This is a genomic window from Cycloclasticus zancles 78-ME (assembly GCF_000442595.1).
In the GTDB taxonomy this organism is placed as follows: domain Bacteria; phylum Pseudomonadota; class Gammaproteobacteria; order Methylococcales; family Cycloclasticaceae; genus Cycloclasticus; species Cycloclasticus pugetii.
In genome coordinates, this window is record NC_021917.1 from 2,143,582 (window position 1) to 2,158,266 (window position 14,685).

The 14,685-nt window shown below is 40.9% G+C and carries 11 protein-coding genes; 2 read left to right on the top strand and 9 right to left on the bottom strand.

What is annotated here, in order from left to right:
- Window positions 1–129: 129 nt before the first annotated feature.
- The 3 genes from CYCME_RS10285 to CYCME_RS10295 form a co-directional block, all read right to left on the bottom strand.
- The gene (locus CYCME_RS10285; RefSeq protein WP_041932962.1) at window positions 130–495 is read right to left on the bottom strand and encodes a 2Fe-2S iron-sulfur cluster-binding protein; all 366 of its coding nucleotides are present in this window, start codon (window positions 493–495) and stop codon (window positions 130–132) included.
- Between the two features lie 12 nt (window positions 496–507).
- On the bottom strand, window positions 508–1,227 hold the full coding sequence (locus CYCME_RS10290; protein ID WP_020932967.1) for an FAD-binding oxidoreductase: 720 nt from the start codon (window positions 1,225–1,227) through the stop codon (window positions 508–510).
- An 83-nt stretch (window positions 1,228–1,310) separates the two neighbouring features.
- Complete coding sequence (locus CYCME_RS10295) at window positions 1,311–2,480, bottom strand: acyl-CoA dehydrogenase (RefSeq protein WP_020932968.1); 1,170 nt, start codon at window positions 2,478–2,480, stop codon at window positions 1,311–1,313.
- A 197-nt stretch (window positions 2,481–2,677) separates the two neighbouring features.
- Between CYCME_RS10295 and CYCME_RS10300 the strand changes: the two genes are divergently transcribed.
- A complete protein-coding gene (locus CYCME_RS10300; RefSeq protein ID WP_020932969.1) occupies window positions 2,678–4,228 on the top strand; it encodes a 4-hydroxyphenylacetate 3-hydroxylase N-terminal domain-containing protein in 1,551 nt (516 codons plus the stop codon).
- A 109-nt stretch (window positions 4,229–4,337) separates the two neighbouring features.
- On the opposite strand, the gene CYCME_RS10305 is transcribed toward CYCME_RS10300, so the two are convergent.
- From CYCME_RS10305 to CYCME_RS10330, 6 genes are all read right to left on the bottom strand, one after another.
- Complete coding sequence (locus CYCME_RS10305) at window positions 4,338–4,829, bottom strand: aromatic-ring-hydroxylating dioxygenase subunit beta (RefSeq protein ID WP_020932970.1); 492 nt, start codon at window positions 4,827–4,829, stop codon at window positions 4,338–4,340.
- 1 nt (window position 4,830) lies between these two features.
- A complete protein-coding gene (locus CYCME_RS10310; protein ID WP_020932971.1) occupies window positions 4,831–6,189 on the bottom strand; it encodes an aromatic ring-hydroxylating oxygenase subunit alpha in 1,359 nt (452 codons plus the stop codon).
- A gap of 283 nt (window positions 6,190–6,472) precedes the next feature.
- Window positions 6,473–7,783 (bottom strand): DUF1329 domain-containing protein, encoded by a 1,311-nt coding sequence (locus CYCME_RS10315; RefSeq protein ID WP_020932972.1) that lies wholly within the window; start codon window positions 7,781–7,783, stop codon window positions 6,473–6,475.
- Between the two features lie 82 nt (window positions 7,784–7,865).
- Entirely contained in the window at window positions 7,866–9,833 is a 1,968-nt protein-coding gene (locus tag CYCME_RS10320) for a DUF1302 family protein (protein ID WP_041932963.1), read from the bottom strand.
- 162 nt (window positions 9,834–9,995) lie between these two features.
- Window positions 9,996–12,335 (bottom strand): efflux RND transporter permease subunit, encoded by a 2,340-nt coding sequence (locus tag CYCME_RS10325; RefSeq protein ID WP_020932974.1) that lies wholly within the window; start codon window positions 12,333–12,335, stop codon window positions 9,996–9,998.
- A gap of 2 nt (window positions 12,336–12,337) precedes the next feature.
- Window positions 12,338–13,327, bottom strand: a complete 990-nt coding sequence (locus CYCME_RS10330) for a WD40/YVTN/BNR-like repeat-containing protein (protein WP_041932964.1) — start codon at window positions 13,325–13,327, stop codon at window positions 12,338–12,340.
- A 279-nt stretch (window positions 13,328–13,606) separates the two neighbouring features.
- On the opposite strand from CYCME_RS10330, the gene CYCME_RS10335 reads away from it, so the two are divergent.
- Window positions 13,607–14,668, top strand: coding sequence for an alcohol dehydrogenase (locus tag CYCME_RS10335; protein WP_020932976.1), 1,062 nt, complete (start codon window positions 13,607–13,609; stop codon window positions 14,666–14,668).
- The last annotated feature ends 17 nt before the right edge of the window (window positions 14,669–14,685 follow it).

The following is a 14,685-nucleotide window of genomic DNA, read 5'->3' on the forward strand; positions in this document are numbered from 1 at the left end:
ATTTAAATCGCAAATAATTACCGACCTGATGGTGGCAAGATATACCTCATATTGCATTGATTTAAATCAGAAAAGCCCTTATCTATAAGGGCTTTTCTATACAAGGTTATTTATTGCGGTTTTAGGTCATTAAGATGTGGACCAGGGTGTTTTAGTACTTTTCTTTACAATGTTTTTTTGTAACTTACCAATAACGCTCAAACTCAGGTCGCTGCGGGGGAACACTCTACACGCCAAGACACTGCCAGATGCTTCCTCATCGGCAGATACATGCGCCCTGCTCATTTTTTTAGTGTCATACACTCCAGAATTTATTTGTATTTTACAAACACCACAACCCCCTCCCTGACAACCCGACGGGATACCTTTTTTACCCATTCTCGACATTGCAGATAAAAGATGTCGATCTGGTTGGCACTTAAAGCTTTCCCCTGTGTTTTCTATTGTGATAACAAAATTTTGAGCTTCATCACGCACTGCATCAGTCATAAGCATTAATACAAGTCGTTAAACTTCTGGAGTATATAAGTCTGAAAAGAATGCTGACGGCTTTAAATTCTTATTTGCAATCAGTTCGTCTGCCACTGCTTTCACCATTGCAGGTGAACCAGCACTATAGGCTTGCCACTCAGACAAATCATTAGGCGTTAGTCGATCAACCACCTCTGTAATTAAGCCCGTATGCCCCTCCCAATCTTCTTGGTGCGATAAAGCCGGGTGATAATGGAAGCCGCTATATTTCTTTGCTAAAGCATGCATAAAATCAGACTCTAGTAATTCACTCTCTTCACGACAACCTAGAAAATAATGCACTTCACGATTAGCTAATTGATCGGTTTCATCCAAATAATGAATCATCGAACGAATATAGCTTGCACCAGATGCCCCCGCCACAAAGATCAAATTCCGCTTACTGTCTTCTCGTAAATAAGCGTCACCCATTGGCATGTGTAATTGAACAACATCACCGGCTTTTAGTGAATATAAATAAGCTGCACCTGTTCCCAACTTATCTTCTTTCACTAACAGCTCCACCTCACCTTTTTTATTCGGTGAAGAGGCAATTGAATAATATGACGCCTTATCCAAATTTGGTAATAAGACCGCCAAATATTGACCGGCTTTAAATTCGAGCGACTTAGGTTCAAGCAGTTCAATTCTAAGTAAAATAATACCCTTGCTGACAAAGCCAGAATAAACGACTTGTCCCTTATGCGTTACTTCCATCCAAAACTCTCTTTTTAATAATTAAAACATCGAATACGGTGTTTGTGAGGTCTATACATCCAATAATGTAAAAAAATTATTAACTACAGTAGTGGATGCCCTGACAAACCAAATTGAGTGCGACCATAAGCCATCATATTATCCTCATAGATTTGCCCTAGGTGGATATACACCATAAACGCATCTCGAGCCGCCGTTTCAAGAGGGTCACCACTTCCCGTTGCAGAAGCGCCCAATAAATTAATAGCATGGAAGGCTAACTCTGAGGCCTCTTTTCCTATATGCGAACGCCATGCCCCCATTTTATTCTTTTCTTCCTCATTAACCAAAGGTGTACCCGCAGCTATCCATTCTTCTAGCTGATCAATATACTTTTTATTCATCGCTTCAATCGCATCCAGCTTAACCATCACTTCAGCAAGATTACGTTGTGCAATTGGTGATTCAGACTCTTTCATATTATACAGAATACGTTGCCTTGCCTTCATGCGTGTTTTTAAATCTTTAGTTACGCGTTGTGCAATACCCGTTGATATAGCCGGAAAACCTAGGCAAAAGAAGGCCATAAAAGGCGCTTTAAAAATCGGCTCGTTTGAATAATGCCCACCTACTGGTTCCGCCTTATTTTTCACTTTTAACACTGGCAACACGTGATGCCAAGGTACAAACACATCGTCCACTTTTACACTATGGCTACCCGTACCACGAAGACCCAGCGGGTTCCAATCTTCAATTACCTGAAAATCTTTCTTGTTAACATTCACCAAACAGGGTTGAGGGTCCTCGCCAGGCACTTCAACAATAGCACCCAAACCCATCCATTCATCCCATAAAACACCACTACCAAATGACCACTGGCCAGTTAAACGCACACCGCCATCCACGTATTCAACTTGACCTAATGGCATAAAAATATCCCCCACTAGACCGTTGCTGTCATACACCTCTTGACGCCCTTTTTCATCTAAGTAGGCAACCCATTGCTCATGCAAAATAACAAAGTACACAAGCCATGCAGCTGATGCATTGTAATTAGCAACCGTTCTTACAATTTCTGAGAACGTAAAGGCACCCATGCCTGAGCCACCATATTGCAATGGCCGTAGCACTTTATGCATTTCGTTCTGATGCACATAGTTTCTTAACTCTTGCGAAAAACAGCCCGTTTTTTCAGCCTCTGCCACCATCGGTTCAGCTTTTTTGCCAATTAAGGTAGCCCTTCTAATCCATTCATCATGCGAAACAACAGCCATCGCTCCTCCCCTCTCTTTTTATTTTTATTGATGATAACAAACAATACTCTTTAAGCTGGTGCTTTAAAAAGCACCAGCACTCTCAATGCTTGACACCCAAATAACTTTAATTAATGACATAAAACTATATTACTATAGCTATAGTATTCCAAGCTTTATAACGTATTAAAAAAAAAATTTAATCAGAGGAGAAGACGTTGAACAAGCAAAAAAAATCTGTAAAAAAACCCATGACTGGGGATGAATACCTCGAAAGCCTAAATGATGGTAGGGAGGTTTATATCTTTGGAGAACGTGTTAAAAATGTAACGACACACCCCGCCTTTAGAAACTCTGCAAGAATGACAGCTCGTATGTACGACGCTATGCACGATGAATCTAAAGCTAGCGTTTTAAGAACACCCACCGATACTGGTAGCGGTGGCTATACACAACCATTCTTCAAAGCACCAAAGTCTGTTGATGACTTAGTCGCTTCACGCGATGCGATTGCCGAATGGCAACGTATTGGTTACGGCTGGATGGGACGCGCTCCTGATTACAAAGCTAGTTTTATTGCTTCTATGGGCGCCATGCCAGAGTTTTTTGGTGAATACGAAGGTAATGCGCGTCGCTGGTATAAAGAAACTCAAGAAAATTTGCTTTACTGGAACCACGCTATCGTTAACCCACCAATCGATCGTCACAAGGGTGCCGCTGAAATTGAAGATGTCTGCATCCATGTAGAAAAAGAAACCGACGAAGGTATTATTGTTTCAGGTGCAAAAGTAGTCGCTACTAACTCTGCCTTAACTCATCAAAATTTTGTTGGTTTATACGGTGTGCCGGTTAAAGACCCCAATTACGCAGTAATTTTCACCTTACCCATGAACTCTCCCGGGTTAAAAATCATATGCCGAACCTCATATGAATATGCTGCTGGTGCAATGGGATCTCCTTACGACTACCCATTATCTAGCCGCATGGATGAAAACGATTCGATTCTTGTGTTAGACAAAGTATTAGTCCCTTGGGAAAACGTCTTTGCTTATCGTGATATTGAGGTGGTTAACCGCTTTATATTTGGGTCTGGGTTTATGATGCGTGCATTGTTCCATGGTTGCACTCGCCTTGCGGTTAAACTCGATTTTATAACCGGCCTACTAATGAAAGCTGTTGAAACAACCGGTGCCGATCAATTCAGAGGTGTTCAAGGTCGAATTGGGGAAGTCCTCGCTTGGCGAAATTTATTTTGGAGCCTAACCGATGCGATGGCGAGAAACCCTTCACCCTGGGGTGAGAATGGGGCTCTGCAAGTTAATACTGAAGCAGCTAGCGCTTATCGAGTATTTGCCCCGATGGCATACCCGATGATTAAAGATTTGATTCAAAAAGACTTAGGAGCAGCGCTTATATATTTACCATCTCATGCAGCCGACTTTAAAAACCCTGAAATCAAACCTTTCTTAGACCGTTTTGTTCGAGGTTCAAATGGCATTAGCGCTGAAGAACGAGTAAAAGTTTTAAAACTACTATGGGATTCAATTGGCAGTGAATTTGGTGGACGCCATGAATTATACGAGCGCAACTACGCGGGCAACCATGAAGATATTCGTTTACAACTATTAGGTGGTGCAAAAATGTCTGGCTTAGCCGAGCAATTAACAGGCTTTGCAGACAAATGTTTAGGGGAATACGACCTGAATGGTTGGACAGCTCCTGATTTAATTAACTCAGATGATATTAGTATTTTGAAAAATAAACACTAAACAAAGTGTATTAAAAATAACACATAATAAGGTAACGTAAAAATACCGGACAAAATAAACCCCGCATTTGCGGGGTTTATTTTGTCCGGTATTTTTACTTCCTTCAGCCCTACAGATTATATACGTCCAATACCGTATCAACCATGTCATTATGCAAAGTAATTTTTCTATAACAAATTTTCAGACCATCGTCTGTTTTGCGTAAACGATGCTCTTGAACACCAAAAGCCTCTCTCGATGTTTTTAAGCTATAACAATGCGTAACCCATGAAGAATGAACAACAATTTCACCAGCATCATTTTCTGACACTCTAAAATTTGTATTAATGTGACACGTTCTTGGTAAAGGCGTTGTCGCAAAAGATAATTCCGTACGAATTCTAAAAATTCTATCCTCAAGACCTGAACGATCACTGTAATAGATCAGTGAAATTTCACGTGCTGGATCATTCGTTAAATTATGCTCATCGATCCATGCTGGCATCCAGTAGGTTGCATCTTCTGTGTATAAGTTAATCCATTCATCCCACTGTCTATGATCTAGAGCAGCCGCTTCATTGATAATGACATCGATTGCTTGTTCTTTTGTAGAAGCATCCATTTTATTTCTCCTCCGCTTGTGCTTTTGTCATCATTTCGGCCCATTGTCTGTGCTGCGCAATCATTAAGCCTTCATCTTCAAGGTTAATGCCACACTCGTCTGGATTAACGCCAACCTTTTTAGCAAAGTCACTGGCACCCTCAACAACATTTTTAGCACCACGCGACATATCGCTCCACTTAGCTTTTTCACCCATAAAACCTAATTGGCTATTCTTAAAAGCCGTTAAGTCATCAGGCGTTGCCATACCTGTCGCGTTAAAGAAATCTTCGTACTGACGAATACGACGCTCACGCGCCACATCGCTCTCACCAATAGGTGCAATACAGTAAGTCGTTACTTCTGTTTTATCCACTGAAATTGGGCGGAAGTGACGGATTTGGGTACTCATCTGATCCATAATAAAGACATTTGGATAGAGACATGTATTACGCAAATAACTGCCCATAAAGCTGCCCCTATCTTTACCGAACTTCTCAATAATCTCAGACATTCTACCCCCGACATGAAGTGGCCTGTCTTGAGGGTTAGGCAATTCTCCAAATAGCGTTACATGACCGTTCCCATAGGCGAAATACCCTGCTGGCATTTCTGTCGTTCCACCTGCTAAATCACCCACTGCGACAGGCTTTACTTTATCAGCATCCCCTTTTAACTTTGCACGGTTCGCAATGGTCATTACATAGTTACCATGAATAGCTTCAAGATGGTAACCGTCCACGCCATTCTCAGCTTGTAATTTCCAGTTACCGTCATAAGTATAAGTTGTTGCGCCCGGTAAAATTTCTAAGCCTTCTTCTGACTGGTCAACTAATAGATCAATCATCTGCTTAGCATCACGTAAATATTCTGCCAATGTACAGGCATTATCGTCTAACACACCAAACACAAAACCACGGTAGCTTTCAATATTTCCAATTTTCTGAAGACCTAGATCGTCTTTACTGAAATCATCGCTGTAACCCACATTACCTTTACTTTCACCGCAATCCATTAAGGTACCGTCCAAATTAAAAGACCACATATGGAAAGGGCATGTGAAGGCTCTTTTATTACCACCAGCCGTATTTACCAGTTGTGCGCCTCGGTGAGTACAAGCATTAATAAAGCCGTGAATTTCACCCTTTCTATCCCGAGTAATGATGACCGGTTGACGCCCCATATAAGTCGTAAAGAAGTCACCGTTTTCTTTTATCTGGCTTTCATGGCATAAATACATCCAGTTTTTTTCAAAGATACTCTTCATTTCTAATTCATAAAGCTCTGGATCTGTGAAAATCTTTCTATCTGCTCGATAAATACCTTTCTCTTTATCGTCCATTAGATAGCTTGCAAAATCGATATTATTTTGTTTACCCATTCTATTATTCTCCTTTTCTCAGCCTGTTAACTCGGCTGCATCATTAATGTTATTCTCAACTAACTATATTGCATGAGTAAGTGGACTATATCAATATAAACTTTTCCAGCCATGACTTACATCACTTCCTTGATAAATTTCCAAATATTACCCTTTAATCATTTTTAAAGCCTTTAGCCTTGGCGTTTATATTCCTCACCAAAACCCTGGTTTTTTTATATCCTTCTTCAAAAAAAGACCAGCTTAAAAGCTGGTCTTTGCTCAAATAATCTTAAAATAAAAATCACTTACCAAATGAGCGCATATACTGAACACTAAATTGTTTTTTCTTAACCAGTTTCGGATCAACAATACCTTTAAATTGGCCAGTTGTACAATGCATGGCTTGCACATCCATCATGCCAAACGCATCATCAATTGAAACACCTGTTCCTTTATTGATAGGCAAATGACTATCAGGGTGCGCCTGACCAATCATCCAAGATTTCCAGTACTTTCCTTGGCGGTCATGAACCACTGTACGCGGTAGCGTGAAGGTTTGCTTATCCATATAGTGTATGCGTTTGCCTACCGGATGATTTGGGTCTACAGGTTGCGATTCAACAACATACACATCCCTTAAAGAATACGTTACGTTAGGAAAACAATTGCCTTGCCCATGGTACGTCGTATAGGTATAGCCATCAGACTCTTTAAACTCATCCGTACGTTGCTGTTTTGAAGAATCATACATTGGCAATAACATCGTTTTAGTGCCTTTGTAAGTCCATTTCATATCAGAAATACGACCATTGTAACCCTCAAAGTCTTCAATCATTATATCAGCACCTAAGAAGGAGTCAGTTGTTTGACCTGTTGCTAAGCGACGAACACGGCGTTGGAACCCAAGGTATAACCACGTATTATCACGCTTCAAATCGTTCTGTGAACGGTGGATCAATAATTGTGTATTTTTAACATCAAACGGTTCTTCTACATTTAAGTAAATAGCACGAAATAGTTTGCTTGGATTGGGCGTGATTTCTGGCAAAGGTTCATGATTCACACGGTGAGCGAAATTTAAGAAATAAAAATTGAATTTCATGGTCCGTTCTATTTTTCCCGTATTCATATTACGGTATTTCCAATAGAACGGAGAAATAGCTGCACCATCACCCCAGTTATAACCATACTGGTAGTTCCATGCTAATTTTTCACCTGCACGCGGATCATCTAAACTAGGCTCCTGTGGAAATGCACGTCCAGCAACATAACCTTCTATTTGCCCAACTTTTTCGCCCAATGATACATTTTTAGCACCTGCTTTAGTCGCGTCTATATAACCTTGGTTTAGCACAAAATCTAATGGCTCACCAACCGTAATTTCTACCCAACCATCCTTAATATGTTTAATCATGCCCTCATCTAATACACTGGCATATTGATCCACGTTGTCTTTAGTAATCACATCGCCTGGGTTAACCCCATCCACAGATGGAAAACCATTTTTATAAGGGTGAAACGTGTTCTCAATGTCTGCATCAGTAACGGCTGACGCGCTTGCAGCAATACTTAATAAAGCAGCTCCAAGTAACGTTTTTGTAATTTTTTTCATTTTTTTAAATCTCCTTAAAACTTTTAATCTATGTATTTAGGAATAAACAAGGGCGCCCAACTTAGCGCCCTTGTCAACACTCCTAGAAGCGATAACGAATGGTCATTTGAATTTCGTCTTCATTTCGTGCTGTACCAATTGGCCCATCAATAAAACGACCTAGTGGCTCGATACCTCCTAAACCAGCTTCACCTGATGCGCCACCTGCATGAATTGGCGCAGTGCTAGCAGTAAATGGGTCAAATGGGTTACATTTAGTGCAGTCAGCCCACTCAGCTGGGCCTCTATCAAACTTAATGTTTGCACCCAACTGGAAGCGCCAATTATCATCAATCAACCAATCCATAGAAGGTGAAACCACATAAGCTTCCGCACCCCAGTCATAAGCTTGAATGACCTTAAAACTTAAACGATCTTGCTTCCACCAACCTTGTAGCAATAACGTTGAAATGTAGTTATTTTCTCTATCAGGCATACCCGCCTCACCAAATGCACGTTGTACGCGATTATGCTGAAGAATATGTTGCCCAAATGTTTGGAAAGACAATAAGAACGCTTTATTCTTATTGATTGAGCGAATAAAGAAGTTGCGATCCGCACCAATAACCCAACGTGCTACCTCAGACTCAGAAAACAATCGTTCTTGCGTTGAGTCGGCAAATTCTTCACCTTTAGTCCACGCTCCCTCGACTCTGATCGCTGTATCTAACGCTTCTGAATAGTAGTCCAATGACCCACCCACTAAGAATACACGTGGGAAATGAATATCAAATGAAATCAAGTGACTATAGTATTGAGATTCAATATTGTCACCATACGTTCCGCCCGTTAATACAGACCCCGTAAATGGGTTATCCGAAGGAATCCCAGCCCTTAAAGAAGGCAGTTGTGAGCGCGTATAAAAAGCATTCAATGAGAAACCTACATCCTTATAAACACCCTCAAATTTGACACCCAACTGTGAATTTGCAAGTGACCATTCTGGCATATGAGCTTCGCGGATCCCCAACACCCCAGGGCCAAAGTTTGTTGCTATTGAAGCATCGTCAGGCCCAGCACCTGCAAACACGGAGGTTGTACACCCTTCTTCCCAACAAAGGTTTAATGAACGAAAAAGCTCTCCCGCACCCAATATTTGATTTGGGGTACCAGATTGGCCTAACTTATTGGGACGAAATTTATCAAACACCCAAACAAATTGAAGATTCATATCATCTAACAAATTGTTCGCACCAAACTGCCATTCAGCCGTTGCCATCCATAATGGGATTCGTGTATCTTCAAATTCGTCGTAAATATTATTTCTAGAATAATCAATCGGATTAATTATATCTAATACTCGAAACAAATCAGTACGGCCCCACACTTCTTGTTTTTTACCTACACTTAAGTTAAATGTGGTGCCGCTCTCCATATCAATAGTCGCATTTGCATATAGCTCACGGATAAAATCCCACCGGTCATTAAAATCCGAATAACGCAACTCGTTCAAACTATCATCCATATAACCACCTATGCAACCACGTGAATCCTTATCACACGGACGTACAGGCACAGCTAGTTCAACACCATGCCCTTTAACCGTATGGCGTCTTTGCCCAAGAACTTCCAAGCCAGAGTTATCTAGTCCACGAGCCGTTAAGTTACCTAATGGAATACCACCACCGGGCGGCACGTTAAATCCAGCTGGGGTCGCTGGTATAACTGGCGTCAAAGCAATCGCCCCCCCTGCTCCATCTCCATATTCATCAGAATTTAGATCATATACACCATCGTAAGTAGCACGAAATGTCCCATTAATACTGACCTCACTAAATGCTCCTAAATTACCCAGTAATTTCGTACCTTCTAACTGAAGCGTATTACGAAATTTTGACAAACCCACTTTGTTACGAAAGTAAGTCGCATTTTCAACAAAACCACTAATTTCAAGCGTATCATCACCTGTATCAATTGCTGCAGCAGCTTGTTGTGGTATCGACAGACCAACCAACCCAGTGAGTGCAAAAGCGACAGCTAATGGCTTGATATTCCATTTATTATTCATCATTTCCCCCTACCCTTTATTTTATTTTTTATATCCTTTAAATTTACATAAGCTTATCTAATGTTGCTTTCTTACTACTCTGCCGGAAACTAGCAACAGATTTCAGGCAAATTTTACCTCCCTAAAATGAAGGCCTAAATTGCTTAACTTTCTTGCATCAGTTTTTCATTTTTCCTGAATAAATTTTGGTTTAAATGTCATCACCCACGCGGGAACTAAGAACATTGCCGCTAATGCATTCAGTAACAACATAACAATCAATAACATTGCCGCATCTGCTTGGAAACGCATAGTCGATAATAAAACCCACATAATGACCCCCGCAATTAACGAGAATGCGGTAAAACCAATGGCCACACCGGTAGTATTAATGGCTTGTTTAATTGCTGCTTCAAAACTACCCATTTTGCCGTACTCTTCTTTAATTCTGTCCATGATGTAAATTGAGTAATCCACCCCAATACCAATACCTGCTGCCAAAATAGGCACCGTATTCACATTAATACCTAAACCAACAATACCCATATAAGCGTACGTTAAGGTTGTAGCAAACCCCATTGCCAATAACATGAGCCAGCCTGCATGAACAGACCAATAAAATGCAGTCACAAAAGCAAGTATCAAAAGAAATACCAGTGGAATAACAACTATATTAGTTTGGTATGAAGCCTCATTAACAGCTGCTGTTACACCAATAAGACCACCGGCCAAATGCAGCTCTAAGCCCTCAATTTGAGCCGAAGCACTTTTGCTCCATTCTTTAGCCATATAAATAGCTCGTCGAATGGTCTCTCCTTTATGGTCTTTATAGTAAAAAACAATATTCGCGTTTTGTTCATCGGGGTCAATAAACTCAAGCAATGCCCCAGGAATAGGACTCGACATCATATAGGCGAACATCAACCCACCCATTTCCATTTCATCTTTTGGAAAGACCAACCAACGTGGATCATCATTACGTATAATTCGACTAGCCTGTGTCACTAAGTCCGGCAAACCTTTCGTGCCACCTAAACTTGGATCCGTCATCATATGATTTTGAAAATCAGCCAGAGCCTTTACTGCCTTAGGGTCTTTTAAACCATGAGGCTTAGTTGAATGCGCCAAAACAAACATTTCTTCAGAACCCGGAAATGCTTCATTAATCGCTTTGGACGAAATATTATAATCATGGTCTTCATACAATAAGGGTGAACCCGATTCAGATTGGCCAATTTGCACTTTTGAACTTAAATAGCCCCCAGCAATTACCAAGCCCAGTGAAACAAATAGCGTGTATAAAGCCCCTTGGCGTGTACAAGAAATTTTTGACACGACTGGAAACAGCTTTTCTAACAATGGATGCGGTGTGGATTTTGCTCCTCTTTTCGGAAGAATCTCCAACATGACAGGTAAAAAAATCAATACCGTAACAATCACGCTACCCGCCCACAATGAAGCATAAATAGCTAATTTATCGTTAATAGGGACCGACCCTAATGAAATAAGCAACAAACCAATTGCATCAGAAATAACGCCTAAAGAACCCGGCCTAAATAAACCTTCAAACGTATTTCTTGCCGCCTCCTGTTTATTTCCACATGCGCCTAATTCGGCATAGAAGCGCTCTACAATTTGCACACCGTGTGACATCGCTCTTGCCGATACAAGAAATGGTACGACGAGCATCAGGGGATCTAAGTTATAACCCAATAAGGACAACATGCCCAACCCCCATGTTGTGGTTAGAGCAATCCCAATCAGCGGTAATAATAATCCGTAAAATTTACGAAAGTAAGCAACCAATAAAATTAACAAAATTGCCAGTGTATAACCAAAAATTTGAATAACTTCGCTAACATAAGACGTAACCCAACCAACCAAAACCGGCTGCCCTGTGGCATAAATGGTCACACCCTCCGCTTTCTCTTCGTCACGAAGTTTTTCAACTGCATCAAAAACCTGTTCGTAATCCAAGTCTCCTTCATTCAGTGTGCCCTTAATTAAGGCTGACTTTAAGTCAGGCGACACTAACAAGCCATAAACACGTGGATTTGAAGCCACTTGGTTTTGCATTGTGTTTAACTCTTCCTCAGAGTAATGCTCCTTAAGTGGGTCGTAATATGGAGCGGACTTCATCGAGCCATATTCATTTAGCCACACCCGGCGCGTATTCCTGTGCGTTAAACTATTAACCAAGTTATGATTGACGGCAGGCAATGCATCTACTTTGTCTGTTAATCGCTTGATTCTAGCTAATGTGTCATTAGTGAAAATAGTACCCTTATCAACCTTAATGGATACAATTACCGTATTCGCACCACCAAATGTTTCGGTCAACTTATTATGCGTTTGGATATACTCGTGCCCTTGCGGTAATAAATCGGCGAAGTTTGAGACCATTTTGACCCCAGGAACTTGCATTGCAAAAAAAGCACTAATAGCTAGAATGATAAATGCCGTAATTTTTGGATGAGCAAATACCACGCGATCAATTTTTTTTAGTTGATTTTTAATCGTAGCCATAATCACTTCTCTCCCTTATTAACAACGACTAACTTCCCTGAACTATCCTTCCTTAATACTTGAAGCGTACCTGCACCACCAGCTAAAACAATCCCATCATTACCTAAAGGAGCAAGTGCCCTTAAATAAGAACGTGTTTCAAATAATGTTGAACGGCCCCATTTTGCAACCTCATTATTTACCGAACGTCTTTCTAGAAATGTCCCAAAATCACCAACCGCATAAACACCCAAGGCGCTGGCTGATAATCCGTAAATTGGCGCCATACTCCCCGTTTGTTCTTTCTCCCAAGTGTTGCCACCATCATCTGTATGAAAAATCACACCGTTCGAACCACCTATCCATCCGTGTTGTCGATCTAAATAGCTAACCGCTAATGGAAAAAACTCATTAGGGACGCGTTGCTCTTTTAGCATCCACGTCTCACCGCCATCTTCCGTCGTATAAACACTACCAAACTCGCCGACAATAACGCCATTTTGTTGATCAAAAAACTTTATATAAGTAAAAATCAAATCTTCATCAAACGTCTTTTCCTTCCATTTTTTCCCGCCGTCTTCACTACTGAACAACGTACTAAAACTAGCCGCTACCCATAACTTATTATTTGGCCCACAGCTGATAAACTGCGGCGCTTCATCAGTATTCAAGTCATTAATCTGCCATGCCTCACCATTATCAATTGAAATCCACACTTGTTTTTCTGCAGATACGGCCGCTTGAAGACCATTTGGGCAGATAGCCGCACCGATAAAAGATGGCATCTGTACTGGTTGCGTTCTTTTCCAAGTACTAGCCCTATCATTAGAATTTAAAATAAAGCCAATACCTGCCAATAGAACTTTATCACCCAAGCTTGCTGCTGCTTGAATCCGATCTGTCCTATGAATAGCTTGCTTCCTAGCTTGCTCAACATCATCCAACACTAACGGTGCCTCACAACCAGCTATCGTTAGGTAGGTCAACACTCCTAGTAATACTTTACACCTCATGTCCATCCTCGGTTAAAAATAATTCTAATTCAGAAAGCATTTGCCGTGCCAACCTAAAACTTCCAGGTTGGTACAGTAAATGCTTTCTCTGCTATTTACATCCGTACCGCATTAATTAATCATGCCCGGACCTTACCGACCTGATTAAGCGAAACGAACGCAGTTTATTAAATGATTATTTAGTAAATCATTAAACGATTATTTAACCAAATAGTGATTCATATCACTACTTAAGAGGCACTATATTTAAATTTACATTTACAAAAACAGGAAAATATTATGAAAACTTCCATCTATTACGGTCCTCAAGATATTCGATGTGGTGAAAAAAACGACCCTAAAATTGATCAGCCTCATCAGATTCTAGTGGAAGTAAGCGCGACCTCTATCTGCGGTTCAGACTTACATTTGTATCGCGGCGAGATTGATTCGATGATGGAACGCGGGCATTCACAAATAGGTCACGAATTAATAGCTCGTGTTAGCGAAGTAGGCAGTAATGTTAGTAAATTCAAAGTTGGTGATCGCGTAACCATGGCTTACTCATGCTCATGTGGCGAATGCTATATGTGTGAAGTTGGGCAAACAGCGCATTGTGAAACCACCGAAAAAGCGGTTTATGGTTTTGGTATTCCATTTGGCGACTTAAACGGCACGCATACTGAGGCTCTTATTTTACCGCATGCTGAAGGGCATGTTATAAAAGTACCCGATGCTATTGATGATGCCTCCGCACTCACATTGTCATGCAACCTACCTTCTGCCATTATTGCCAACAAACTGGCCGATATTCAGCCCGGGGAGAACGTTGCTATTATTGGTTGTGGCCCAACGGGGCTATTAACTATGGATATTGCCTTGGGCAAATCTGCTGGGCAAGTTGTTTGTATTGATCAACTCGATTATCGCCTTGCCATAGCTGCAAAAAAAGGCGCAACAACTATCAATTCAACAAAACAAGGCTGGAAAGATGAAGCTCTATCTCTAACAAATAGCCGGGGGTTTGATAAGGTTATTGAGGTAGTCGGTTACCCGGAAACACTTCAAATGTGCCTGGATATCATTCGACCAGGCGGGACCATTGCGGCTATTGGAGTTTTCTGCGATCAAGAGTTTAATTTAGTATTGGCTGATGTGTTTTTACGAGATATAAGCCTGCACATGAATGGTTTTGCTAATGTGCAACCTTACATGTGGGAAGGCATACGTTTAATGGAACGAGGTGTCATTAACCCATCTGAATATTTTTCTCACACCTATACACTCGACCATATCGATCAGGCGTTCAGCACGTTTTATGAAAAATCAGACCATGCACTTAAAATGCTTATTAAACCTTAACTAAGCACACTTAAACA

Excerpts from the sequence above, each read along its gene's own strand:
- CYCME_RS10285 (WP_041932962.1), bottom strand. The coding sequence starts at position 495 with ATGCTTATGACTGATGCAGTGCGTGATGAAGCTCAAAATTTTGTTATC.
- CYCME_RS10290 (WP_020932967.1), bottom strand. The coding sequence starts at position 1,227 with ATGGAAGTAACGCATAAGGGACAAGTCGTTTATTCTGGCTTTGTCAGC.
- CYCME_RS10295 (WP_020932968.1), bottom strand. The coding sequence starts at position 2,480 with ATGGCTGTTGTTTCGCATGATGAATGGATTAGAAGGGCTACCTTAATT.
- CYCME_RS10305 (WP_020932970.1), bottom strand. The coding sequence starts at position 4,829 with ATGGATGCTTCTACAAAAGAACAAGCAATCGATGTCATTATCAATGAA.
- CYCME_RS10310 (WP_020932971.1), bottom strand. The coding sequence starts at position 6,189 with ATGGGTAAACAAAATAATATCGATTTTGCAAGCTATCTAATGGACGAT.
- CYCME_RS10315 (WP_020932972.1), bottom strand. The coding sequence starts at position 7,783 with ATGAAAAAAATTACAAAAACGTTACTTGGAGCTGCTTTATTAAGTATT.
- CYCME_RS10320 (WP_041932963.1), bottom strand. The coding sequence starts at position 9,833 with ATGATGAATAATAAATGGAATATCAAGCCATTAGCTGTCGCTTTTGCA.
- CYCME_RS10325 (WP_020932974.1), bottom strand. The coding sequence starts at position 12,335 with ATGGCTACGATTAAAAATCAACTAAAAAAAATTGATCGCGTGGTATTT.
- CYCME_RS10330 (WP_041932964.1), bottom strand. The coding sequence starts at position 13,327 with ATGAGGTGTAAAGTATTACTAGGAGTGTTGACCTACCTAACGATAGCT.
- CYCME_RS10335 (WP_020932976.1), top strand. The coding sequence starts at position 13,607 with ATGAAAACTTCCATCTATTACGGTCCTCAAGATATTCGATGTGGTGAA.